At 32.3% G+C, this 25213-nt stretch carries 22 protein-coding genes and 1 riboswitch; of the genes, 16 read left to right on the forward strand and 6 right to left on the reverse strand.

All coding sequences use genetic code 11. From position 1 onward, the window contains the following. Nucleotides 1-25: 25 nt before the first annotated feature. Nucleotides 26-135, reverse strand: a riboswitch (TPP riboswitch). A 344-nt stretch (nucleotides 136-479) separates the two neighbouring features. From HMPREF2881_RS03490 to HMPREF2881_RS03550, 13 genes are all read left to right on the forward strand, one after another. Continuing rightward, complete coding sequence (locus HMPREF2881_RS03490; RefSeq protein WP_002448439.1) at nucleotides 480-1760, forward strand: pyruvate MFS transporter; 1281 nt, start codon at nucleotides 480-482, stop codon at nucleotides 1758-1760. Nucleotides 1761-1937: 177 nt separating this feature from the next. Beyond that, entirely contained in the window at nucleotides 1938-2222 is a 285-nt protein-coding gene (locus HMPREF2881_RS03495; RefSeq protein ID WP_002448351.1) for a putative quinol monooxygenase, read from the forward strand. Between the two features lie 111 nt (nucleotides 2223-2333). Continuing rightward, on the forward strand, nucleotides 2334-4271 hold the full coding sequence (locus HMPREF2881_RS03500) for an FUSC family protein (RefSeq protein ID WP_176744865.1): 1938 nt from the start codon (nucleotides 2334-2336) through the stop codon (nucleotides 4269-4271). 72 nt (nucleotides 4272-4343) lie between these two features. Further along, entirely contained in the window at nucleotides 4344-4757 is a 414-nt protein-coding gene (locus tag HMPREF2881_RS03505) for a DUF2188 domain-containing protein (protein WP_002448481.1), read from the forward strand. A gap of 156 nt (nucleotides 4758-4913) precedes the next feature. After that, on the forward strand, nucleotides 4914-5615 hold the full coding sequence (locus tag HMPREF2881_RS03510) for a GTP pyrophosphokinase (RefSeq protein WP_002454864.1): 702 nt from the start codon (nucleotides 4914-4916) through the stop codon (nucleotides 5613-5615). Between the two features lie 123 nt (nucleotides 5616-5738). Next, nucleotides 5739-6614 carry an alpha/beta fold hydrolase gene (locus HMPREF2881_RS03515; RefSeq protein ID WP_002448335.1) on the forward strand — a complete coding sequence of 292 codons (876 nt, stop codon included), beginning with the start codon at nucleotides 5739-5741 and terminating at the stop codon, nucleotides 6612-6614. Nucleotides 6615-6705: 91 nt separating this feature from the next. Beyond that, a complete protein-coding gene (locus tag HMPREF2881_RS03520) occupies nucleotides 6706-7428 on the forward strand; it encodes a MerR family transcriptional regulator (protein WP_002488749.1) in 723 nt (240 codons plus the stop codon). Nucleotides 7429-7544: 116 nt separating this feature from the next. Further along, a complete protein-coding gene (locus tag HMPREF2881_RS03525) occupies nucleotides 7545-8225 on the forward strand; it encodes a GntR family transcriptional regulator (protein WP_002488719.1) in 681 nt (226 codons plus the stop codon). Nucleotides 8226-8247: 22 nt separating this feature from the next. Then, the gene (gene gntK / locus HMPREF2881_RS03530; protein WP_002488737.1) at nucleotides 8248-9786 is read left to right on the forward strand and encodes a gluconokinase; all 1539 of its coding nucleotides are present in this window, start codon (nucleotides 8248-8250) and stop codon (nucleotides 9784-9786) included. A gap of 43 nt (nucleotides 9787-9829) precedes the next feature. Continuing rightward, a complete protein-coding gene (locus HMPREF2881_RS03535) occupies nucleotides 9830-11185 on the forward strand; it encodes a gluconate:H+ symporter (RefSeq protein ID WP_002488781.1) in 1356 nt (451 codons plus the stop codon). Between the two features lie 158 nt (nucleotides 11186-11343). Continuing rightward, a complete protein-coding gene (gene galU / locus HMPREF2881_RS03540; RefSeq protein WP_002448353.1) occupies nucleotides 11344-12210 on the forward strand; it encodes a UTP--glucose-1-phosphate uridylyltransferase GalU in 867 nt (288 codons plus the stop codon). 442 nt (nucleotides 12211-12652) lie between these two features. Continuing rightward, nucleotides 12653-13048 carry a (deoxy)nucleoside triphosphate pyrophosphohydrolase gene (locus tag HMPREF2881_RS03545; RefSeq protein ID WP_002488794.1) on the forward strand — a complete coding sequence of 132 codons (396 nt, stop codon included), beginning with the start codon at nucleotides 12653-12655 and terminating at the stop codon, nucleotides 13046-13048. Further along, a complete protein-coding gene (locus tag HMPREF2881_RS03550; RefSeq protein ID WP_070653655.1) occupies nucleotides 13048-15879 on the forward strand; it encodes a DEAD/DEAH box helicase in 2832 nt (943 codons plus the stop codon). Before HMPREF2881_RS03545 ends, HMPREF2881_RS03550 begins: the two co-directional genes overlap by 1 nt. Before the next feature lie 48 nt (nucleotides 15880-15927). On the opposite strand, the gene HMPREF2881_RS11785 is transcribed toward HMPREF2881_RS03550, so the two are convergent. From HMPREF2881_RS11785 to HMPREF2881_RS11455, 3 genes are all read right to left on the reverse strand, one after another. Further along, nucleotides 15928-16074: a hypothetical protein gene (locus HMPREF2881_RS11785; RefSeq protein ID WP_002488806.1), complete on the reverse strand. Its 147-nt coding sequence runs from the start codon at nucleotides 16072-16074 to the stop codon at nucleotides 15928-15930. Between the two features lie 301 nt (nucleotides 16075-16375). Further along, the gene (locus tag HMPREF2881_RS11450) at nucleotides 16376-17608 is read right to left on the reverse strand and encodes a DUF262 domain-containing protein (RefSeq protein ID WP_227969146.1); all 1233 of its coding nucleotides are present in this window, start codon (nucleotides 17606-17608) and stop codon (nucleotides 16376-16378) included. A 229-nt stretch (nucleotides 17609-17837) separates the two neighbouring features. Then, a complete protein-coding gene (locus tag HMPREF2881_RS11455; protein ID WP_002488745.1) occupies nucleotides 17838-18059 on the reverse strand; it encodes a GmrSD restriction endonuclease domain-containing protein in 222 nt (73 codons plus the stop codon). Between the two features lie 297 nt (nucleotides 18060-18356). On the opposite strand from HMPREF2881_RS11455, the gene HMPREF2881_RS03560 reads away from it, so the two are divergent. After that, the gene (locus tag HMPREF2881_RS03560; protein ID WP_002448449.1) at nucleotides 18357-18548 is read left to right on the forward strand and encodes a hypothetical protein; all 192 of its coding nucleotides are present in this window, start codon (nucleotides 18357-18359) and stop codon (nucleotides 18546-18548) included. Nucleotides 18549-18704: 156 nt separating this feature from the next. Here HMPREF2881_RS03560 and HMPREF2881_RS03565 read toward each other — a convergent pair whose 3' ends face one another. Beyond that, nucleotides 18705-18986 carry a DUF1413 domain-containing protein gene (locus HMPREF2881_RS03565; protein ID WP_002488818.1) on the reverse strand — a complete coding sequence of 94 codons (282 nt, stop codon included), beginning with the start codon at nucleotides 18984-18986 and terminating at the stop codon, nucleotides 18705-18707. Between the two features lie 156 nt (nucleotides 18987-19142). On the opposite strand from HMPREF2881_RS03565, the gene HMPREF2881_RS03570 reads away from it, so the two are divergent. Both HMPREF2881_RS03570 and HMPREF2881_RS03575 read left to right on the forward strand, forming a co-directional pair. Beyond that, a complete protein-coding gene (locus HMPREF2881_RS03570) occupies nucleotides 19143-19838 on the forward strand; it encodes an SDR family oxidoreductase (protein WP_002488755.1) in 696 nt (231 codons plus the stop codon). Between the two features lie 124 nt (nucleotides 19839-19962). Continuing rightward, complete coding sequence (locus HMPREF2881_RS03575) at nucleotides 19963-21195, forward strand: acetylornithine deacetylase (protein WP_002488751.1); 1233 nt, start codon at nucleotides 19963-19965, stop codon at nucleotides 21193-21195. Between the two features lie 56 nt (nucleotides 21196-21251). Here the strand turns inward: HMPREF2881_RS03575 and HMPREF2881_RS03580 are convergent, their stop codons facing one another. Together HMPREF2881_RS03580 and ppx are read right to left on the reverse strand one after the other, a co-directional pair. Further along, nucleotides 21252-23417 carry an RNA degradosome polyphosphate kinase gene (locus HMPREF2881_RS03580; protein WP_002488821.1) on the reverse strand — a complete coding sequence of 722 codons (2166 nt, stop codon included), beginning with the start codon at nucleotides 23415-23417 and terminating at the stop codon, nucleotides 21252-21254. A gap of 102 nt (nucleotides 23418-23519) precedes the next feature. After that, the gene (ppx, locus tag HMPREF2881_RS03585; protein ID WP_002488764.1) at nucleotides 23520-25061 is read right to left on the reverse strand and encodes an exopolyphosphatase; all 1542 of its coding nucleotides are present in this window, start codon (nucleotides 25059-25061) and stop codon (nucleotides 23520-23522) included. Nucleotides 25062-25213 lie beyond the last annotated feature (152 nt).

Raw genomic sequence — 25213 nt, forward strand, 5'->3', positions numbered from 1 at the left:
AAATAGCGTTTTGTTTAACTTTACGATATCCTAGTCGCCACTTTCCTACGCCAGTACAAACTGGATCAGGTTCCAGGAATTATAAAGTTCTTTCTTTACTCTCAGCCTTAAACAAAGGCACTTCCAGTGGATTGTTTATTCAGTTGTGTTTAAAATAAACATCAGCGTTTTTGCTTCAATTTTATTCTACAACCTTTTTTAATAGAGTTCAAATACAAAAACAAATTAGATTTGTAGCAATATACTTTTTAATCAGTAAAACACATTTTACATAGCTATGTATAAATAAAATAAAAAATATTCAAAAAGTAATTGTAAACGCTTGCAAAACCTGTTAATATTATAAAAAATATAGCAAAAAGCTTATGATATGGGGGTTGAAAGGCGGTTAAAAAAAGGGAACAACATGATTGGGAGTTTTCATTATCAACGTGTAAGTAGAATCAACACAACTTTAAAGGGAAGCAGGAAAAATAATTATGGTACAAAGACAAAAGAAAAGTAATGTTCGTTGGTATTTCGCTATCGCATTCTTTATTATTGGGGTCATTGCATATATGGATAGATCTAATATCTCATTTATTGCACCTCAAATGATGGAAGATCTTCACATGACAAAGCAACAATTTGGTTTATTAGCTTCATTCTTCTCACTAGGTTATGCATTGATGCAAGTGCCTTCAGGTATGTTAGCAGAGAAGTTTGGTCCACGTAAGATGATTTCAATCGCATTATTATGGTGGAGTGCATTTACCATTTTAACGGGAATGATTAAACATCATGGTTTATTATATTTAGTACGTTTCTTATTTGGTATCGGAGAAGCGCCAATGTATCCATCTAATGCAGTATTCAATTCAACTTGGTTTGCTAAAGATGAAAAAGGGAGAGCATCGAGTGCGTTGTTAGCAGGATCATATTTCGGTCCAGTATTAGCACCAGTAATTACTATCGCAATTGTTAATGCATTTAACTGGCAAGCCGTATTCTACATTTTTGGGGCAGTTGGTATTGTGATTGCAGCACTTTGGGCAATTATTGCAAAAGATTTACCTGAGCAACATCGCATGGTCAATGATGCAGAAAAACAGTATATCATGCAACATCGTGATTTAGTAGAAACAACTAAATCCGTAGCACCTTGGAATCAATTTTTTAAACGCATGAGTTTCTATGCCATTGCAGGGCAATATTTCGTAGTTCAATTTGTTATTGCTCTATTCTTAATTTGGTTACCTACTTATTTAACTGAGCAATATCATGTACAATTTAAAGATATGACAATTAGTGCTTTACCATGGTTTATTATGTTTATTTTAATTTTATCTGCGGGTGCGATTTCAGATAAAATTTTGCATAGCGGTCAAAGTCGTTTTGTAGCGAGAGGGTTAATTGCAATTGTTGGCTTTATCGTATTTGCTATCTCTATCTTCTTTGCAGTTCATACAGAAAGCTTATATGTAACCATTTTCTGGTTATCACTTGGCTTAGGTGGTATGGGTATTTCAATGGGAATGAGTTGGGCAGCAGCAAATGACATTGGACGTAACTTTGCTGGTACAGTATCGGGTTGGATGAATTTATGGGGAAATATTGGTGCGTTAATCAGTCCATTTTTAGCAGGTGCATTAGTATCATCACTTGGCTGGACAATGACATTCCAATTATTAATTATTCCAGCGGTGATTGCAGCTGTATTATGGTTCTTCGTTACACCAGACAAACCATTAATTAAAGATGAAAGTAGACATATTAAATAAGATTTATACATTATCCACAAAAGTGAAAGCCTGGGACATCATCAGTTGTCTCAGGAATTTTTAATATATTGACTGTCGATGACTGAATTGAAAATCAATGTTACCTCTCTTCTTACTACTGTTTTCTTTTTATAATATCAGGGTAAAACGTTATAATTATATTTGGAAGGTGATTATATGATTATTATTAATGCGAAGCTTAAAATTAAAGAAGATGTGCGTAATGACTATTTAGATTTAATGAACAAATTAGTTCAAAGTTCACGTCAAGAACCGGGTAATACATTTTATGCTCATTATGAAGATGTAGCAGAACATAACACATTCGTTGTTGTTGAAAATTATAAAGACCAAGAAGCGGTTCAAGCACATAACCATTCAGATCATTTCAAAGCATTTAGTGAAAATATAGGAAAATATGTCGCTGAAGAACCTGTCATTGATGTAGCAGAAACAAAATAATAACTAAACATGCCTTGTCTAAGTGATATTTGTACTTGGGCAAGGCGTTTATCATGTTATGATAAGATGGTATGAAATAAGATGGTATGAAAAATGAAAGGAAAGATAGTAGTGGGACATGTGATTGCTTCATTAATAAGGTTTGATAAGCCTAAAATTAATCTATGGAAAGGTATACGCCAAGGATTATTAATGATTATCCCAACATTGATAGGGTATTTACTAGGACATTTTAGTTTTGGTCTACTCGTAGCAACCGGAACTTTGGCACATACTTATGTATTTAAAGGTTCAGCACAATCAATGTTAAGAACAGTCATTATTTGTACGTTATCCTTTACCATTTGTATGATGCTTGGAACATTAACTGTCAATCAGCCAGTTCTGTACGGCGTATTATTATTGATCGTTACTGTCATTCCATTCTATGTATTTAATGTGTTAAAAATTGCGGGTCCTTCATCCACATTCTTTTTAGTTACATTTTGCTTATCCAGTAACTTACCTGACGCTCCAGAACAAGCACCGATTCGTGGCTTAGCGATTTTTATTGGAGGAATGTTAGCGACATTAGTCGTCATTTTAACTATTGTATTCCAAAAACAAAAAGCTGAAGATCGAGCGATTACCTCTGACTTTCAGACGATTAATAATTTAATGCATCACTTTAATGATGCTGAAAAATTTAATGATATTTCACAAGACACAGTAACGAAATTTAAAAATTCAGAGAAACTATTGATTACATCGACTACTGCGATGAGTGAAAAGTTAAGTTCTCGCTTTGAAAAGTTATTGCTTCTTCATACATCAGCCCAAGGAATTTATGCCGAGTTACTTGAACTAAATGAAAAAAATATTCGTCCCATCCCTCAAGAACTGATTGATATGATGGATATGATTACAAGAAATGCCTATAAATTATCTTCAAAACGAGAAAAATGGACGAAAAAAGTCGATGTGGATGAACCATTTGAAAGTTTGATGCAACACATACTTAAAATAGACGAAATTGCACAATTACAACCGGAACAAATAGAATCTGAAGCGAGTATTCGTAAGCCATTATATAGTAAACGTATCGTTCAAAACTTAACACTCGATTCCATTATTTTCCGCAATGCATTAACGTATGCTGTTATTATGGGCGCAGCTATTTTTGTATCGTTATTTTTCAATATCCAACGTTCATATTGGATTCCATTATCCGCCCATACAGTATTATTAGGATTAACGACGATTCGGATGTTAGACCGTTCATTAGCACGTGGTCTTGGAACAATTGTAGGGACCTTACTTCTATCAGCCATACTCTTTTTCCAACCTCATTTAATTGTCGCAGTCATTTTAATGGGACTGTCTGCTATGATGACAGAAGGATTTGTCGCAGCAAATTATGCTTTTGCAGTCATTTTTATTACAACACAAGTCATCCTGTTAAATGGTTTAGCCTCTGGTAATTTATCTATTGATATTGCGTATACACGAATTGTTGACGTATTGATTGGGATTGTGATTGCGGTGATTGGTGTTTTAATCATTAATCGAAAAAATGCGTCTACCATGTTACCTACTGTGATTGCAGAAGTGGTACGTAAAGAAGCGGTTATTTTCCAATATTTATTTTCAGAAAATAAATACCAAGATACAGCACGTGATAGAACAGAAAGTTTATCATTATCTGTAAAAATGAATAATATGACACAAGTGTACAATTCAGCCAATGGTGAATTATTCTCAAGTAAAGAGGCCATTCGTTATTATTATCCAAGTATTTTTGCCTTAGAAGAAATTAGCTTTATGTTAATGCGTGCAATGCAAGACAAACAACGTCAACGCATTTCAGAAAAACAAATGGGAGAATATCTTGTCACATTTGAAAATGTAGCAAAACATTTTGAATTACGCGGTAGTCTTAATGAAAAAGAATTGACGGATTTACCACAGTATAATTATTTAAAATCTGCCTTAATGAAGTTACAAGATAATTGTGTAGCAACACGTAAAGACGTTGATCATACAAATCATCAGAAAACGGTGGACGCTTAATATCAATGTATGACGTTTCATTATAGCGTATGGTGGTAAAGCTTACTAAACACTATAGAGGAGCGTGACATCATGCCTTGGACAATGAATGATTATCCACAAACTTGGAAACATTTAGATGAATTAGAGCGTAAAAAAGCCATTGATATTGCAAATGCGATGTTAAAAGATGGCTACAAAGAGGGAGACGCTATTCCTATTGCAACAAAACAAGCAGAAGAATGGTACAAAGATGCCAGTAAAGAAGAATTAGAAGAATTAAAACATAAACATATTACTCAACATCAAAAAGATCCATCAGCACGACCTGAACTGAATGATGAAGATGTTCATGTATATTATGAGGATCATGAATGGAAAGTTAAAACAGAAGATGCAAAACAAGCGTCTGATACGTTTAGTACTAAAAAAGAAGCAAAACAACGTGCCAAAGAAATTGCTGATAATCGTGGTACACAAGTGATTGAACATCAAAAAGATGAATAATGTAATAGAGTCCGAGTAGCAATGAAACTTGCTATTCGGCTTTTTTTATGACTAAATGACTCAGACTAAATGAGTAGCGTCAAGTCTAGGTTATCATTTTTAGTTCACTTAAGAGTTAGATATAATATACAGTGATGATTAAAGGAGGCAACAAATATGTACGTAGAGAGAAAACCATCATTGTACATTGAAGAGCTACGCAGTGAATTCAAAGAAAATATTGATAAGTTTAAGAATGGAGATGAAGCCTTCGATAAGCTAGTGGGTTTCGTAGAGCTCGATCATTTATATTCTTCTGCATTAAAAGAGATTAGTACGAAGTTAGATATTTTAGATGACAATTTTAATCATATTTACAAACATAATCCAATTCATCATATGGAACGTCGCGTCAAAGAAATGACGAGTTTAGTTAAAAAATTGCAACGTAAAGGTTTAACTATAGATGCGGAAACAGCGAAAACCAATATTTTAGATATCGCTGGTATTCGTGTGGTCTGTAATTATCTTGAAGATATTTATGTGATTGAGAAATTATTATTAAAACAAGAGGACGTTAAATTACTTAAGCGTAAAGATTATATACAACACCCAAAAGAAAATGGTTATCGCAGTCTTCATATAGTCGTGTCGATTCCAGTCTTTCTAGCTGATAGAGTAGAGGTTACACCAGTAGAAATTCAAATTCGAACTATTGGTATGGATATGTGGGCAAGTTTAGAGCATAAAATTCGTTATAAAAATAATACCAATACAGAGGACTATAAAGACAAACTTAAAGAATGTGCAGTAGAAATCTCAGATGTCGAAGCAAAAATGCAAACCATTCACTCAGAGATTCAAGATAAAGATAAATAATTTAATCATATAGCGAAACGATAGAAATGTATAGCTATTGTTTCGCTTTTTTATATAAAATAAAATGATATATTTTTATGATAAAATAAATTAATAGTAATATATATTTTTTGGAGTTTTAAAATGATTAAACAGAATTTTAAGTCACAACGATATGAACTAAAACAATTTAAGGGTGAACACATTGAAGTCGCATTTGCCGGAAATATGGATGCAGATAAAACCATCGTATTTATACATGGAGCAATGATGACATATCGCATTATGTTGTTGTTTGAGCCTTATTTTAGAGAGAACAACCTTATTTTTGTTAACTGTCCAAGTAGAGGCAGAAGCTCTAACATTGTAAGAGAACAACATACATTAGATGATTATTCTGAGCGTATCAATGATGTACTTTCACAAGTTATCGAAACATACGGTATTAAAAACTTAGTGATCATAGGTTATTCTATGGGAGGAATGATAGGCACACGTTTATTAAAATTTAATACGTTACCTATTTCACATCTGGTTTATTTAAATAGCGCTGCACGTATTACACCAAATCAAAGTATGTTGTCACGCTTATTTACTTCAAATAGTAAAAGAGATCATTTTAAAGATGAGATGATTGCCTTTAAAAATTTACCGCAGTATATTTTGAAAAAATCTTTTCATAACAAAAATAATAGTATTCGTAACTTATTTTCATATATTGCACCCATTAAAACGATTATTACAGATATCATTTATTCTACAAACGCAGATTACCTTCCAGATATAGAGGAAATAGAGCAATTTCCTAAACTTTTATTTATTTCAGGAGAAGATGACGAAATCATTCCTTACACTGATTCACAAGAAACAATGAAAATGTATAAAAAATATGGCGGTGAAGTAAATGAAGTTATATATTCTGGTATCGGACATATCGACTTTCCTGCTGTCTTGGATAATTTGCCTAATGGAACCATAGGTATTATTGACCACATTAAACAGTGGATTCAAGAAGAATAAGACGACCGGCAGACTGCATAAGCAAATGTTAAAATCATACTTGCTTATGACGTAGCGTCATTAGCTATGTTAACAGTAGGAGGTGAATGATATGTCACACTATACGATTGGAGAATTGGCAAAACAGAGTAAAGTCACGATTCGAACACTACAATATTACGATCGAAGAGGATTACTTATAGCTCATCGACAAACTGACTCTAATCGCAGATATTATACTGACGAACATGTAAAGCAGCTTGAACTGATTTTAGTATTAAAACAATTAGGATGTACGTTAGATGAAATAAAGACATTACTTGATGAAGATACAAATATGAACACACTTAAGACACTACTTTCATTGAGAAAAGATGCATTACACTCAAAAGTAGAGGTGTACAGTCATACATTAAATCAAATTGAAAAAGTCGACACATACATTTCTGAGCAATCAAGTGCGTCTATTAACCATCTTACTGACATAGATGACGCTATGAAACAAGAATATAAAATAACATACTTTAGAAAAAAGATTTGGATAAGTGCTGGAATCTTAGGGATCATACACTATAGTGGTTTACTATTAAGTCTATTAGGACGTTCAACTAAGCCGTTGATCGTTATATTTCCCATCTTAATCACATATGCCATTGCGCTGACAGCAATATATTTAAAAAAAGTGTTATATCTATGTCCGAATTGCCAGCATACATTTAAACCTACATTAGGTGCCTTCGTGAAAGCGAAACATACACCTAAAACAAGACAATTAACATGTCCCAACTGCCATCAAACACATTATTGTATCGAAGTATATCAAAACGAATCGTAATAAACACCTGGCTTATCATGAGCTAGGTGTTTTAAATTACAAAAAGTAAGCGCTTGCAAAAATAGAGTGAGTGTATTACTATACTTGTATACAAGTTAACGTATTGAGGTGAAAAGATGGAACAACATTATCCGAAACAATGGAAAAACAGAATGACTACAGGGGAAAGTATCGCTGCGGAACTTAGGTTTCAGATTGTTAATAGTACACTTGAACCCGATACTTTACTAACTGAAAATCAAGTGGCTAAACAATTCGATGTCAGTCGCTCTCCGGTTAGAGATGCATTTAAATTACTGCAAACGAATCAACTCATTCACCTCGAGCGCATGGGTGCAAGGGTTCTTGAATTTGGTGAACAAGAAAAGAAAGAATTATATGATTTACGATTAATGCTTGAATCCTTTGCATTTTCAAAATTAAAGCATATTGATAGAAAAAAAGTGATTAAAGAAATGAAAAAACATTTAGAAATGATGAAAGTCGCTATTCAATTTGAAGATGCTGAATCATTTACGCAACACGATCTTCAATTGCATGAAGCATTGATTCACGCCTCTCGACATCATTATCTTCAAACATTTTGGAACCATTTGAAACCCATTGTAGAAGTACTTGTATTATGTTCAATGAGAGAGCGAATGAGAACAAATAAAGAAGATTTTGACAGAATACACCGTAATCATTCGGTATTTATAGAAGCGGTAGAACGTTATGATACTGATACGTTAAGAGAAGCGTTTCATTTAAACTTTGATGATGTAGGTAAAGATATTGAAAGCTTTTGGTTACAATAAATAGAAGGAAGAAGGAATACATATGAAATACATGATTGGAGTAGATATTGGAACAACAAGTACGAAGTCAGTACTTTATGATGAACATGGTCAATTTATTACAAAACATCATATTGGCTATCCTTTACATACACCAAACGTTGATGTTTCAGAAGAAAATCCTGACGAATTATTCGATGCCGTATTAATGACAGTCAAACATGTGGTTCGCGAATCTGGGGTGCGCAAAGAAGATATTAAACTCATTTCTTTTAGTGCGCAAATGCATAGCTTAATTGCACTAGATAGTCAACACGAGCGCTTAACTGAAAGTATAATTTGGGCGGATAACCGTGCGAATCAATATGCTGACTTGATAAATGAACAATATGGGGGACATGACATTTATAAACGCACAGGTACACCCATTCATCCTATGTCACCACTCTCTAAAATCTTTTGGATGAAACATGAGCAACCAGATATTTATCAAAATACTGCAATGTTTGCGGATATTAAAACGTATATTTTCTATCAACTTTATGAAGCATACGTGATGGATCACTCTATGGCTTCAGCGACAGGCTTGTTTAACTTACAACAGTTAGACTGGGATCAAGAAGCACTTGAATTACTCGGTATTTCAGCCTCTCAATTGCCTCAACTTGTACCGACGACACACATTTTAAAAGGGATGAAAAAACGTTATGCCACATTGATGGGTATCGATGAAAATACACCGGTTGTGGTTGGTGCAAGTGATGGGGTGTTATCAAATTTAGGCGTTAATAGTTATAAAAAAGGTGAAGTTGCAGTCACAATTGGGACATCAGGTGCGATTCGTACAGTCATTGATAAACCTCGTACAGATTATAAAGGCCGCATTTTCTGTTATGTCTTAGATGAAGAGCATTATGTGATTGGTGGACCGGTCAACAATGGGGGTGTCATTCTTCGATGGTTACGAGATGAATTACTCGCCAGTGAAGTTGAAACAGCAAAACGCCTGGGAGTGGATCCTTACGATGTACTTACTAAAATAGCGAGTCGTGTTAAGCCAGGGGCAGATGGCTTAATTTTCCATCCGTATCTTGCGGGAGAGCGTGCACCCTTATGGAATGCGAATGCACGGGGTTCATTCTTTGGCTTAACATTGTCACATCAAAAAGAGCACATGATACGCGCTGCACTTGAAGGGGTGTTGTACAACCTTTATACCGTCTATTTAGCACTTGTTGAAGTAATGAATGAAACACCTAATACGATTAAAGCAACAGGTGGCTTTGCGAAAAGTGAAGTATGGCGTCAAATGATGGCAGATATTTTTGATACTGATGTCATCGTACCAGAAAGTTATGAAAGCTCTTGTCTAGGTGCGTGTGTCCTTGGTTTAAAAGCATTGGGAGACATTGAAGATTATTCGATGATCGAAAATATGGTTGGTACGACTCATGCACATCAACCTAACCAAGATACAGTAAATATATATCAACAACTTGTAACGATATTCATAAGCTTAAGCCGTACACTTGAAGATCGCTATGAAGAAATTGCAGATTTTCAACGTAAACATATTAATTAATCCACATATTTAAATCAATTATACATCAAAGGGGAGAAGACAAATGGGAACAATATGGACACTAGCAAGTGTTGTTATTGGAATCGTATTACTACTGACACTGATTATTTTCTTAAAACTAAATACATTTATTTCATTAATTATTACATCGATTGTCACGGCTATCTTATTAGGTATGCCTTTAAATAAAGTAATGGAAACGATAGAGGCAGGTATGGGCGGCACTCTAGGTCATATTGCACTCATCTTTGGATTAGGAGCAATACTTGGCAAATTACTTGCAGATGGTGGAGGCGCCAACCGTATTGCGGATACACTGATTGATACATTTGGACAAAAACACGTTCAATGGGCGATGCTGATTGCAGCTTTCATCGTTGGTATTGCATTATTCTTTGAAGTAGGACTCGTATTACTCATTCCACTTGTTTTTACCATTGCTAAACGTGCGAAAGTGTCACCACTGAAATTAGGATTACCTATGGTAACAGCATTATCTGTGACACATGGTTTCTTACCACCACATCCTGGTCCTGTGGTCATAGCAAAAGAATTAAAAGCGAATATTGGACATGTGTTACTATATGGGATTATTATTGCTATTCCAGTGACGCTCATTGCAGGTCCGATTTTTAATATAGTTGCACAAAAACTTATCCCATCTGCTTATACACGTGAAGGGGATATTTCAGCACTTGGTTCACAAAAAGAATTTAAAGCATCTGAAATGCCAAGTTTTGGTTTAAGTATACTCACTGCTGTATTACCTGTTATTTTAATGTTATTATCAACGGTTGTTCAATTAGTGACTGGACATGAAAATGCTAAAAATCTGTTTGAACAAATTATTTACTTTATCGGTACAGCAGGTACAGCGATGTTAATTTCAGTCATCTTTGCTATTTTTTCAATGGGCTTACATAGAGGAAGAAAAATGGATGACATTATGAAATCTGTAACGAATGCTATTTACCCAATCGGTATGATGATTTTAATTATTGGTGGTGGCGGTACATTTAAACAAGTCCTCATTGATGGCGGTGTAGGGGATACAATTGCTAAGTTATTCGAAGGTTCAACCCTGTCACCTATCTTACTAGCATGGATTGTCGCTGCAGTATTACGTATTGCACTAGGCTCAGCAACAGTCGCAGCGATTTCAACAACAGGTATCGTCTTACCATTATTACAACATTCAGATGTAAATGTGGCACTTGTCGTACTTGCCATTGGTGCAGGGAGCGTGATCTTATCACACGTTAACGATGCTGGGTTCTGGATGTTTAAAGAATATTTCGGATTGACCGTTAAAGAAACCTTCTTAACTTGGTCATTACTTGAAACCATCATTTCAGTATCGGGCATCATCTTCATCTTATTCATTAGTTTGTTTGTATAACTTATAAAAGAAGTGAGAGAGAAATCAATGAATTTCAATCTTACTTCTTATTTTTTTATAGCATGGAAGAATACAGTCAATCGCTATGAATGACAATAAAAGAATGATAAACTTACTTATAATATAAAAGACAGAATGCGCAAAGGAGATATTCGAGTTTGAAACAGATAAAGAAAGCCATCATACCTGCGGCTGGTTTAGGGACACGTTTTTTACCAGCGACAAAAGCCATGCCTAAGGAAATGCTTCCTATTTTAGATAAGCCAACGATTCAATATATTGTTGAAGAAGCGGCACGTGCGGGCATTGAAGATATTATTATTGTGACGGGTAAACATAAACGTGCGATTGAAGATCATTTCGATAATCAAAAAGAATTAGAAATGGTCCTTGAAGAAAAAGGTAAAACAGACTTATTAGAAAAAGTACATTATTCTACAGATTTAGCGAATATCTTCTATGTACGCCAGAAAGAACAAAAAGGATTAGGACATGCCATTTATACTGCACGTCAATTCATTGGTAACGAACCGTTTGCAGTATTATTAGGTGATGATATCGTGGAATCTGAAGAGCCAGCGATTAAACAATTAATGAATGTATATGAAGAAACAGGACATTCTGTTATTGGGGTGCAAGAAGTGCCTGAACATGTGACTCACCGTTATGGCATTATTGATCCATTAGAGAAACAAGGTCGTCGCTATGAGGTGAAACAATTTGTTGAAAAGCCTGAACAAGGTACAGCACCTTCTAATTTAGCGATTATGGGACGTTACATTTTAACGCCAGAAATTTTCGATTATTTAAAAACACAAAAAGAAGGCGCCGGTAATGAGATTCAATTAACCGACGCGATTGAACGTATGAATAGTGATGTTCCAGTGTATGCATATGACTTTGATGGTAATCGTTATGATGTTGGAGAAAAATTAGGATTCGTTAAAACGACAATAGAATATGCGTTAAAAGATCCTAGAATGAAAGATGAACTCGTCACATTTATTAAACATTTAGGATTATAATAATTAAAGTGCCTAAGACATTGAAGAACAAGTGGTGATTCTTCAATCTTCTTAGACACTTCAATCTCATCAAAACTAAACCTAAAAACAGGACACACCCTATTTTCCGCTAAGGCGTGCCCTGGATTAGAGAAGAGATAAATTGTCGACAAACACTTCTCTAACCATAAATCCTCAACATCTCAGAAATTTTTTCTGAGAATCTTTTCCTCAGCGTCTTAGGACTTCTCCTAAGACATTTTTATTATATAATATAAAATTTGAATATCATAGATATTGCAATAGCAATATTTTGACTAATAATATCACTTTTCGGGAGAATTAAAATTTTCTTGGATAAGTGATGTTTTATTTTTAAAGAAATTCAATCCTAGTATGTTATTGATGAAAAAGCGAAGTTTGATAAAATTATAATAAATAAACTAAAACAGAGGTGTTATTTATGAAAAAAAATATTAACGTTGTTGGTGCAGTTATTTATTCGGAAAATAAAATCCTATGTGCACAACGTAATGAAAATATGAGTTTACCTCTAAAATGGGAATTTCCAGGTGGAAAAATAGAAAAGGGAGAAACAGAAGAAGAAGCTTTAATTAGAGAAATAAATGAAGAAATGAAATGCGATTTAACTGTAGAAAGTAAAATAATAGCAGCTGAATATGAATACGATTTTGGGATCGTTAACCTTACAACTTATAAATGTACATTAAATAATGAAATGCCAACTTTAACAGAACATAAAGAAATAAAATGGTTAGAACCCGATGAACTTACTGAATTGGATTGGGCGCCTGCTGATATTCCAACTGTAGAAATAATTGTTAAAGGTAAAAATTAATGGAAGACAAACTAATATTAAATCTAAAACAATCCTTAAAAAAAGGATTTATTGATAAAAATCTGACAAATGAAAGTAATTTAACTCCTAAGTTACTTGTAAACAATAATAATCAAAACGTGCTTACTTCTATTATTAATGAATTAGAAAAATGTTGTTCTTTTTTTATATCTGTAGCATTTATAACAGAAAGTGGTTTAGCAAGTTTAAAAACTATATTCAATGATTTAAATCATAAAGGGATTAAAGGTAAGTTAATCACTTCTAATTATTTAGGTTTTAATACACCCAAAATGTATAGAGAATTATTAAAACTAGAAAATATAGAAGTTCGATTAACTGATGTAGAAGGCTTTCACGCTAAAGGATACATATTTGATCATAAAGATTATTCTTCAATGATTATAGGAAGTTCCAATTTAACATCGACTGCTATGAAAATAAATTATGAACATAATATTTTATTATCTACTCATAAAAACGGAGAGTTAATTTATAATTTAAAAAATCAATTTGAAGTGCTTTGGGAAAATAGTATAAGTCTAAATTCTCAATGGATTAATGATTACGAAGAAATATTTGAGTCTAAATTATATAAAGATTTTTTAAAAATAAATAGAGAACAAAATCATTTGGTTAACCGATTTAAAAAATCTAATGAAATCCAACCTAACATTATGCAAGAAGAAGCATTAATGTCTTTAAAAAATCTTAGAAATTCTGGAGAGAATAAAGGATTAGTAATTTCTGCAACTGGAACAGGTAAAACGATTTTATGTGCCTTAGATGTTAGAAACTATAATCCTCAAAAATTTTTATTTATTGTTCATAATGAAGGTATTTTGAAAAAGGCAATGAAAGAATTTAAAAAAGTTCTTCCTTTTAATCAAGAAACGGATTTTGGCTTTTATACTGGTAAACATAAAGATATCGAAGCAAAATATCTTTTTGCAACAATTCAAACATTGTCTAACAATAATAATTATGAAGTTTTTGATAAAAAAGAATTTGATTATATTGTTTTTGATGAAGCTCATAGAACAGATGCATCGACCTATCAGATTATAATGAATTATTTCCAACCTAATTTTATGCTTGGAATGACTGCTACACCTGAAAGAACCGATGAAGGAAATATTTTTGAGTTATTTGATAATAACATTGCTTATGAAATTAGGCTACCTAAAGCTTTAGAGAGCGATATTTTATGTCCTTTTCATTATTTTGGAGTAACTGATTACATTCATAATGGTGTAACAAGTGATGATTATACTGAATTAAAAGATTTAACTTCAGAGGAAAGAATAAAACATATTATTGAAAAAACAAATTATTATGGATACTCAGGTAGTCAGTTAAAAGGACTTATTTTTGTAAGTCGAAAAGAAGAAGCGACTGAAATAGCTGAAAAATTATCGCTTAATAATATTCCGAGTAAAGCTTTAATAGGCCCAGATACTCAGAATAAGAGAACAAAAGTAATAAATGAATTGGTTAATGGAAAAATCAATTATATTGTCACTGTTAATTTATTTAATGAAGGAATAGACATTCCAGAAGTTAATCAAATAGTAATGCTAAGAAGTACTCAATCTAGCATTATATTTACTCAACAACTTGGAAGGGGCTTAAGAAAAAGTTCAGAAAAAGAGTTTGTAACGATTATCGACTTTATTGGAAATTATGAAAATAATTATTTAATTCCTATTGCTTTATCAGATAATCAATCTCATAACAAAGACGACTATCGAAAATTTCTGACTGAACCTAATAAATTAAGTGGTGTGTCAACTATTAACTTTGAGGAAATAGCTAAAAAGAAAATTTTTAAATCAATTGATCATGCTAATTTAAATAGTACTAAAATAATAAAAGAAGCATTTGAAAGTGTAAAAGAAAGAATAGGTAGAACACCTATGCTTATGGATTTCATTACTCAAAATTCTATTGATCCCAAAGTGATTATCTCTAAGTTTAACAATTATTATTTATTTCTGAAAAAATATAATTATATTGAAAAAGATTTTAATAAAGATGCTGTTAAAAATCTAACTTTTTTATCAAAAGAGTTACTACCCGGATTAAAACAAGCTGATTATAAAATTTTAGAAAGTATAATAAGTGAAAATAATTATGCATCAATACCTAAAGATGACTTGGAAACTTCTTTAAATATTCTATCTTTAAACTATTTTGGAAAAAATGAAAATGAAAGATATGGTAGTCCAATTATAGATATTAAGACAAAAAGACTAAGTAAAACTTTTTCTAAGTATCTTAAAGATGAAGATTATCAAGCATTTGTTTTGGATATTCTAGCCATAGCAAAATATTATAATAAAAAAATTCAAGATTCTGGAAATGATTTAATCTTATATAATCAATATACACGCTTAGATTTTCTTAAATTAGTAAATTGGAGAAATCATGAGAAAAATATGGCAAATAATATATATGGCTATAGAATTTTGGATGAACACATACCATTATTTATTACTTATCATAAGTCAGAAGATATAGATGATAGTATAAAATATGAAGATCATTTCTTAAATCAAGAAGAGTTTGCTTGGGTTTCAAGAAAAAATGTATCATTAAAGAATAAAGAAATAAAGCAAATTATTAATCATAAAGAGGACGGAAAGACAATATATATTTTTGTTAAGAAAAATGACTCTGAAGGCTCGCAGCATTATTATTTAGGAGAAGCTGAGTATGTGAAAGGTAGCGCAAATGAGACAACTAATGTCACGGAAGATAAGATTGTGACCATGAATTTTGTAATGAAAACTCCAATTAGAGATGATATTTATAGATATTTAGTAAATTAATTTAAGTGTGTAGGCATATAGAATGACTTTTAACATCATTTTTGGATGTTATGATGTTGCACCACGATGATGTCTGAATTCATCGAATTCAATCTTAGGAATGGTTTCTACAATATCATTGTCATTTACATGTCGTGAAATATCATTTGTGGGGATAAGAACTGAAGTTTCCATTGGTAGAGTAAGTTGAGTCATATTATATCTTTATACATAAGGTACCTCGTTAATTTAGTTTAATGATATGTATTAAATTATACGAAAGTGCCTTATTTTTTAAGTATTTCAATGTAAAATTACATATAAATGCAAAGTATTTTGGCGAGACTGTTGAGGGAACAGGACAAGCTGAAGACTACAGGCTGAAGCTGTCCCCTAAGAAAGCGAGCCAACAATACGTAGTATTGTAAATAAAGAAGCCAGTAAATGAATTGATAATAAACTCATTTACTGGCTATTTTGCTAGGAATTATGTCTAGCCTTTTATTTTACTTTTCAATTACAATATTTTATTCCATATTTTTAAGGCTAAGTTAGAAAATTTCTCTTGTCTATCCGAAATATCTTTCTCAGTCCAAGTTTTATAATTGACTAGATCTTTAGTCATAGGAATATTACTATTTTGATAAATAATACACTTTTTATCAAAAGTACTGTTAGTAGCTTTCTTATTATATTCTTGACCAAGTAATGTTAAATTTCCTAGTCGCCATAAATATTCATCATGTATATCTTCAGGTACATCCCATTTATCAATTTTTTTTGGCATAATATGCTCAATGTGAATATTATTGTTTTCATTCCTTATAAGTGTTTCTTTATTTGAATAATTATTGATTTTTCTTAATAAGTATCTTATAACTTTTGTTTTTTTAGTAGTAAATGTTTTAAAATTATTTACGAATTCTTCATCATTAATTATATTTTTGTTTAAATCAGTTAGTATATCTTTACAACTGTGGTATTGCTGTTGTGAAATATCAAAGGCTATCTTGGAAAACTCAATCTCATATTTATTAGCAACCTTTCCTGAAACTATAAAATTTCTAACTATTAAGCTCTCTATTTTACTTAACACTTTATTTATATCATCTTCGCTATAGTGTTCTGACTCTAAGGCTAGAATTATTGGGAAAAATGAACTAGCACCGAGATTGTTTATCTCATTAATTCTTTCATTTAATTCTGAATTTTGATAATAAGTATTATCGTCTGGTGAGTTTAATGATGTATATAATTCTGATAAACTTAATAAATCATTGGTTAAATTTTCTACCTTTTTAGGAGTATCAACATGTCTTTTTATTTTCTTATAAAGATCTTTTTCTCTTGTGAATTCATATTTAGAATTCCAATAATGTCTTATAAATTTTGTCGGATCAACGTTATTCAAGTTTTCAATAGTACGATCCCAGTCTTTTTTCACAAGATTTAGTTTATGATTTGAATGTCTAAAAATATGATTTTTTAGTAAATCAGAAGTTTCCAACTCTTTTCCTCTAGCATTTAATGTTTCAAAAATAATAAAAGCTTCATTGATTTCATCAGTTTCTATGTACATAACTTGAAAAGATTTTGTAAAAGTTTCATATAATTCATTTAATAATTCGTATTTTTCTTCAGGAGACTTTGAGGAATTTATATAATTAGAAATTTGTTGCGTGAAATACTTTCTTGCTTTTAAAATTAATAATTCGGAAGGTTTTAAATTTTTTTCATTTATTTCTTCAATGTTTTTATGAGACTTTTTCTAGATAATATTTTCAAATATTTTTCTATCAACGTCACCTAGTACTAATTTTTGAGCTTGTTTTTTTCAGTAAATCTTCCTATTAGTGAAGTAGTAATATCGCTAGCATCATCATTAGCTTCTTCAATATTATAATCATCAGAAATTTCAAATAATATGGAGCGTAACACATCTAAGAAAATTACAGATGTGCTTGTTCTTTGCTGACCATCTATAATAAACCATTTTTTTGATCTCTGTCATAATGAACGACAACTTGACCTAAAAAATGATTTGCTAAATCATTATCTTTAATTAATTGAAGTAAATCTTGCCAAAAATCTGTTAATTGCTCTTCTTCCCATGAATAGCCTCTTTGATATTCTGGAATAAAGTATTTGTGCTGTGAAAGAAAAGTAGAAATATTGTAAAAACTTGAATTAATTATACCCATTTAATTACCTCCATAAATATTTTATACAATATATATTATAACAATGTATATGTAATTAGAATATAAAATAATGTGATTATTTAAGTATTTAGGTGTTTTTTAATTAGGAAGCTTAATGAATAATTTTTTAATCTCTTAACATACTTAGCATTTAAATTCAACTTACATGTGAAAGAATGAACAAACAAATTTTCAAATTATTGAACTATTTGTGAAAACTATCACATACCCCTTTTAAAATAAAAAAAAGCGTGTATGATAAGAATTGTAAGGAATAAGTAATTGGAGTGATACTAATTGAGAAAAGTAATAGAAGGCGTTATTTTTTCTGAAGAAGGCAGCTACGATATTTATTTAAAAACAGGCGTAAACCAAGGATTAATTAGTGATATAAAAGATGGATATATGACAATTGATTCAATGTCTTATTTAGACGCAGAACGTTTATATTTCTATGGTCTCGAACGTAAAACACTAGTTACAAATTAAAATACAAAATTGAATGACCTCCTATACCATTCAAGAACGTATCTTATCATGCCCTCGTTGGTGAGCAGTCGAGGGCATATCCTAAATATACCCCCAATCATTTTTAGATAATGTGTTAAAACCCGCATCTCACTTCCCTTGATGCGGGTATTTTTATTATAAAGATTTAAAGTTCTTTTTCACTTCATTATATTGGTACTCTTGATTATACAATTTGAACTTATAGCCATCTTCACTAGCAAAAGGCATTCGAATATTTGGAATGTGATCTATTCGTGCAATGAATTCTCTTTCTTGGCGTGTTCGTTCTTTGACACTCATGTTTAACCACTCTTCTTTAGTAAATAAATCTTCGAAACGAAATGAAAAACTTGTGCGACCTACTTTTTGACGTAATGCTTGAACTAATGGACTAAAATCTTTCGCAATCACAGACATCTTCTATTCCCCTTTATTTAAAATAATATATATCTTCACTTTATTACGTTTAATTTTAAATTACAATCTATATTTAAGACTTTAAATTGATACAGACGTTTATGTATAAAGAATTATGGAAATGGAATGAATAAATAACAATAAAGGATGATGAATATGGCTAAATTAACAGATACAGTTGCGATGATTACAGGTGCGAGTAGTGGCATTGGTGAAGCAACAGCCAAACGACTTGCTGAAGAAGGTGCTAAAGTTGTGCTAGCTGGTCGTAGTGATGAGAAGTTACAACGTGTTGCAGAACATTTGAATGAAGGAGACTACCTTATTACGTCAACCAATGTGATGTATCGTGATGACGTTGATGCTCTTGTAGAAAATGCGATTGCTAAATTTGGAAAAGTTGATATCTTTGTCAATTGTGCAGGCATTAACTTATCTTCTAAAATTACAGATTACAAAGTAGACGATTGGGATAAAATGGTTGATACGAATATTAAAGGATTGTTATATGGTCTGAATGCCGTACTTCCTCATTTTGAAGAACAATCTAGTGGTCATATTGTCAATATGGCATCTATTTCAGGCTTTGAAGTTAATAAGACGAGTGCATTATACAGTGCAACGAAATCTGCTGTATTACGTATTGTAGAAGCTTTAGAAAAAGAGCTTGCGCGAACGGGTATTAAATCAACCAGTATTTTACCAGGAATGGTAGATACACCTATGACAGAAGGATATGACTTTGGTGATAGAAAGAAATTAGATCCTGAGAATATAGCTGATGCGGTAATCTATGCAGTGACGCAACCTGCACATGTAAACGTTAATGAAGTCGTCGTTCGTCCAGTTTAAATCTAATGAGAATAAGAGCGTTTCTTGCCTATGGTAGGAAACGCTCCTTTTTACCCTTCAATATTAGTGTTGAAATGTTACACTTATATTGAAAGATCATATAACTTAAAAGAGTGATAAAGTGATGGAACAACGTTTATTTGAATTGTTAGATGTATTAGTTAAATATAATACGGAGAGTCCTCCTGGACGTAATACGGATCCTTTACAAGATGACATTGAACATTTATTAAAAACACTAAATTTTGATATTCAACGTGAACATTTATATGAAAATGATAGTGTTATCGTCGCAACATTAAAAGGGGAAGATGAGGATGCACCTAAATTAATTCTCAATGGTCATGTAGATGTGGCGAATGTGGACGATGATTCTAATTGGCAATATCCACCGTTTCAACTGACTGAAAAAGAGGGATGGCTATATGGTCGTGGTGTGAGTGATATGAAAGGCGGTATGGCCTCGCTGTTTTATGTGCTTGAAAAGTTACATCAAGAAGGACGACGACCTAAAGGAGATATTGTCGTGCAATCTGTAGTAGGAGAAGAAGTGGGTGAAGCGGGGACGAAACGCGCATGTGAAATCGGTCCTCAAGCAGATTTGGCATTAGTATTAGATACAAGTGAAAATATGGCACTTGGACAAGGTGGGGTCATTACAGGATGGATTACGGTTAAAAGTAAGAATACCATTCATGATGGCGCACGTAGTCAAACGATTCATGCAGGTGGAGGTTTATTTGGTGCGAGTGCAATTGAAAAAATGACCAAAATCATTCAAGCACTGAATGAACTCGAACAACACTGGGCAGTGATGAAACATAGTCCTGGTATGCCACCAGGTGCGAATACGATTAATCCAGCAGTGATTGAAGGGGGACGCCATCCTGCTTTTATTGCTGATGAATGTCGTTTATGGATTACGGTTCATTATTTACCGAATGAAAGTTATGAAGACGTTACAAAAGAGATAGAAGCGTATTTAAATCGTGTTGCAGATGCAGACATTTGGTTGAGAGAGAACCCGTTACAGTTCGAATGGGGCGGTGAATCAATGATAGAAGATAAAGGAGAAATTTTCCCAAGTTTTACGATTCCATTAGAACATCCAGGCTTTAAACAATTACAAGATGCACATTATCACGTTCATCACAGTGAAATGAAACATGGTATGAGTACCACAGTGACAGATGGAGGTTGGACTGCTCATTTTGATATTCCAACAATTTTATATGGTCCAGGTAGTTTAGAAGAAGCTCATAGTGTAGATGAAAAGATAGAAGCACAAGAACTTCAAACTTATAGTGATGTGTTATATACATTCTTAAAACACTGGTATGACCATCCTGAGAAATAAATTAAAAAGCCAAGTCGTGCTGATGAATGACACGACTTGGCTATTTTATAGTCACATTATTTTTTTAATGTGTTTCGAAGACGATTGACCCAGCTAGCTCTTCTTTTAGAAACGACGGGCATTCCTGAAGGCTGGGTTGCCTCCTTTTTTAGCTTTTTACCATACTTAACTGCTTCTTTCATCAAGTAAGCTTGTGAATTTAATGGAGATAAATCATTTTGAACGTAATGATACTCACCATACTGATCTTGATAACGTCCTTTTTGATTATCAGATAATTGTAAATTCATAAAGTCTACAAGACGTTTACCGATTTCTTTATCTTCTACAGGGAATAAGATTTCAACACGTTTAATCATGTTACGTGTCATGACGTCTGCAGATGATAAATAAATACGTTCGTCACCATTATTGTAGAAGTAATAAATACGAGAGTGTTCTAATAGACGACCTACAATACTTACAACTTCAATATTTTCGCTGACACCTGGAATGCCTGGTTTTAGGCAACAGATACCACGAATAATAAGTTGAATGGTAACACCCGCTTGAGATGCTTCAAATAATTTTTCAATGATGGCCTTATCAGTTAAGGAATTCATTTTCATCATAATTTTACCGTTACCATGTTGACGATGACTTGCAATTTCTTTATCAATACGATCAATAAAGACGTCACGAATATCAAATGGTGCGACAATTAATTTATTATATTCAGGTTTAACTGAGTAACCACTTAAATAGTTAAAGAAATTAATGGCATCTTCAGCAATTAATGTATCTGTCGTAATCACACCCATATCTGTGTATAGTTTTGCAGTTTTATCGTTATAGTTACCTGTACCTAAGTGTACGAATGAAGTTAATTTGCCACCGATGCGTTTAACGACTAGAGCAATTTTACTATGCGTTTTTAAATGAGTCATACCATAAATAACATGACAACCTGCATCTTCTAACATACGTGCCCAATGAACGTTATTTTCTTCGTCGAAACGCGCTTTTAATTCTACAAGGACAGTCACTTGTTTACCATTTTCAGCCGCTTCTTTTAAGCTTTTAATAATGGGTGAATCTTTACTTACACGATAAAGCGTTTGTTTAATCGCAATCGTGTTAGGATCTTCAGCTGCTTCACGAATAAAGTCTACAATAGGCTCAAATGATTCGTATGGGTGATGGAAAAAGACATCACGTTTTAATGCAAGATCATACACATTATTGTTACCTAATGAACGTGGAATTTGTGGTGTATATTTATCATATGTTAAGTATTTTAATTTATGGGATAGATGATCAACTAAGCCAAAGATAAATGTTAAATCTAAAGGTCCATTAAGTAAGTAAACGTCTTGTTCATCCACTTCTAAAGTGTCTGTTAACCATCCTAAATCTTCGATAGAGGCTGTACGATTGTCGACTTCTAAACGTACAGCAGAACCACTTTTACGTTCTTTTAAGAAACGTTCGATTTCGATAAGTAAGTCTTCAGCGCCATCTTCATGAATCGTTAAATCAGCATTTCTAGTAATTCTAAATGTAAAGGTATTTAATACTTCATAGCCTGTAAATAAGTGATTGATGAAGTGTGTAATGACATCTTCTACCATGACTACATATTGTTTTGAGCCTTCATTATAAGTTAAGAATCTAGGGATAAGAGATGGAATTTGAACAATAGCTGAGTTAATGGCATCATCTGTATCGATATCTACGAAGATATTTAGACTTTTATTATTTAGTTTTGGGAAAGGGTGGTATGCATCTATACCAAGTGGTGTTAACGTTGGTAAAATCGTGAGTTTAAAATCCCTTTCTAACTTACTTAAAATAGAGTCAGATAAGTTTTCTGGTTTACACATAACAATATCATAATTGCGTAATTCTTCGATAAGTTCGTTATAGCGTTCATATTGCATATTGACATATTTTTTAGCTTTTTCTTGAATAGCATCTACTTGTTCTTGTGGTGTCATTTGTGTTTTATTTTCAGGTTTATCGAATCCCATTTTTACTTGGTCTTTTAAACCAGCCACACGCACCATAAAGAATTCATCTAAGTTCGAACTAAAGATAGATACGAAATTTAATTTTTCTAATAGTGGATTGTTGTTATCATAAGCTTCTTGTAATACACGATAGTTGAAATCTAACCAACTGAGTTCGCGATTATTATAGTATTTCGGCAAGCTAATATCATAGTCTCCCAATTGAGTTTGCATATTCAAAATACACCTCGTCATTTCTTCGATTATCAATCTTTCTATTTGTAAAACTATATAGTCTATGACAGAACTATCTACCTATAATATAGCATACAAATTTTAAGATTTTGTAAAGACAATGGATACTGATCCTTTAAGAATCTTTTCAATATGCTTTTTCTGTCTTAATGCTTGATATTTCTCAGCAATCGGTTCGCCTTCAGTATAATGTACGGTCAGTTCATAATCGTCATTGCCTTTTTTCGTTTCTTTTAAACTCACGTCTTGAACAAAGCTAGTTTGTGAAATATTTAAAGCATTCACAAATTTAATAATGCCACCTAATGCTTGAATGGTTTCAATTTCCTTATTACTAAACCAATCCGTTTCTTTACAATAGAACTTAAGTAAAGATTTATTTTTAAAACTTGCTAAAAGGGCGAGTTTAACGCGATCTTTATGTGTATACCCATTAATCATTGAATTCGCGATAATATAATACGTATGTGGAGAACTTGAATCTGAATCAATAAATCTACCTAAATAATAAATATAGGTTGCTTCTTCAAATAGACGTTGCTCTGTGTCATTAATCTTTAAATCACCTAAATTCATTAATTGTTTTAATAAAGATTGTGCTAATTTAAAACGACCTTGTGAGCTATGTTCTTCGATATGATAGTCATGTGCTAAGAAATAAATCGCTTCTTTACGCACATTATGTTTGTCAAATACATCTGGATAGCGTGAGCGAATTTGTTTAATAATATAGCCTTCACGTAAGCCATTTCTTGAAAATGTGAATTGCTTCGCATCTATTTTTTTATAAAGTGTCTTAAATACTGATACTGCAGGAAGAATAATATCTGCACGATCGCGACTTAATCCATCTAGGTTATTTAATTCATCACGTGAACTTTTACGTATCATGTTGTACACTTCATCAATATCTTTATCTGACATTGTATAATTGTGTACGCCACTTATAGGGTAAGTGTGTTCAGATTGATGAATACGTGCTACATTACGTGCAGAACCACCAACGCCGACTAAGGCAACTTCTTGATCTTTAAGCCAATCCAATGTACTAAATTGTTGAGATAAAAATTTCTCCATATCTTTGATCGCACCTTTATCATTGTGGTCTTTGCCATCAAAGAATTTATGTTTTAACGTGACTACACCGAAAGGAAAACTATGTGATTCAAATAGTTCTTTATCCTTAAATAAAGTAACTTCCGTTGAACCGCCACCGATGTCTACAGATACGCCATTTTCAATTTCAGTGGTATGAGTAATAGCATAGTAACCATAATATGCTTCTTCTTTTTCAGGAATAATTGAGATTTCAATATCAAGTTCATCTTTCACTCTTTTAACAATGTCATCCTTATTCTCAGATTGACGAATCGCTGCTGTTGCGATAGGATGTAATGCTTTTACTTTAAATTTTTCAGATACAGATTTAAAACTGCGTAATGCTTCAATGAGTACGTTAATGCCTTCTTGGCTCATTTTATTTTCTTTTGTCAAGTATTGACTCAAGCGAGCAGGCGTTTTAATGTTGAGCAATTCATTTAATCCTGCATCTTTGCTAAATCTAAAGATAACTAATCTAATCGTATTTGAGCCAATATCTATTAATCCTATACGTTCTTCCATCATGGCCTCCTAAGTCTTTCAATACTTCCTATTATAGTTTTATTTTACATGAATTTTATAAATAGAAAAAGATACGAATCCTATTTGCATTTCTTTGAATATAAAAAAGAATTCAATTGTAAAACGATTTCATTTTTAGTATAACGTTTAAT

Origin of the sequence: Staphylococcus sp. HMSC057A08 (assembly GCF_001812925.1) — a bacterium.
GTDB lineage: Bacteria > Bacillota > Bacilli > Staphylococcales > Staphylococcaceae > Staphylococcus > Staphylococcus hominis.

Bases quoted from the DNA above. Each gene is read 5' to 3' on its own strand.
- gntK (WP_002488737.1), top strand. From the start codon at position 8,248: ATGAAATACATGATTGGAGTAGATATTGGAACAACAAGTACGAAGTCA.
- HMPREF2881_RS03495 (WP_002448351.1), top strand. From the start codon at position 1,938: ATGATTATTATTAATGCGAAGCTTAAAATTAAAGAAGATGTGCGTAAT.
- HMPREF2881_RS03580 (WP_002488821.1), bottom strand. From the start codon at position 23,417: ATGCAAACTCAATTGGGAGACTATGATATTAGCTTGCCGAAATACTAT.
- HMPREF2881_RS03490 (WP_002448439.1), top strand. From the start codon at position 480: ATGGTACAAAGACAAAAGAAAAGTAATGTTCGTTGGTATTTCGCTATC.
- HMPREF2881_RS03575 (WP_002488751.1), top strand. From the start codon at position 19,963: ATGGAACAACGTTTATTTGAATTGTTAGATGTATTAGTTAAATATAAT.
- HMPREF2881_RS03510 (WP_002454864.1), top strand. From the start codon at position 4,914: ATGTACGTAGAGAGAAAACCATCATTGTACATTGAAGAGCTACGCAGT.
- HMPREF2881_RS11785 (WP_002488806.1), bottom strand. From the start codon at position 16,074: ATGACTCAACTTACTCTACCAATGGAAACTTCAGTTCTTATCCCCACA.
- HMPREF2881_RS03515 (WP_002448335.1), top strand. From the start codon at position 5,739: ATGATTAAACAGAATTTTAAGTCACAACGATATGAACTAAAACAATTT.
- HMPREF2881_RS03550 (WP_070653655.1), top strand. From the start codon at position 13,048: ATGGAAGACAAACTAATATTAAATCTAAAACAATCCTTAAAAAAAGGA.
- HMPREF2881_RS03545 (WP_002488794.1), top strand. From the start codon at position 12,653: ATGAAAAAAAATATTAACGTTGTTGGTGCAGTTATTTATTCGGAAAAT.
- HMPREF2881_RS03565 (WP_002488818.1), bottom strand. From the start codon at position 18,986: ATGTCTGTGATTGCGAAAGATTTTAGTCCATTAGTTCAAGCATTACGT.
- HMPREF2881_RS03525 (WP_002488719.1), top strand. From the start codon at position 7,545: ATGGAACAACATTATCCGAAACAATGGAAAAACAGAATGACTACAGGG.
- HMPREF2881_RS03535 (WP_002488781.1), top strand. From the start codon at position 9,830: ATGGGAACAATATGGACACTAGCAAGTGTTGTTATTGGAATCGTATTA.
- HMPREF2881_RS03520 (WP_002488749.1), top strand. From the start codon at position 6,706: ATGTCACACTATACGATTGGAGAATTGGCAAAACAGAGTAAAGTCACG.
- ppx (WP_002488764.1), bottom strand. From the start codon at position 25,061: ATGGAAGAACGTATAGGATTAATAGATATTGGCTCAAATACGATTAGA.
- HMPREF2881_RS03505 (WP_002448481.1), top strand. From the start codon at position 4,344: ATGCCTTGGACAATGAATGATTATCCACAAACTTGGAAACATTTAGAT.
- HMPREF2881_RS03570 (WP_002488755.1), top strand. From the start codon at position 19,143: ATGGCTAAATTAACAGATACAGTTGCGATGATTACAGGTGCGAGTAGT.
- HMPREF2881_RS11455 (WP_002488745.1), bottom strand. From the start codon at position 18,059: ATGGGTATAATTAATTCAAGTTTTTACAATATTTCTACTTTTCTTTCA.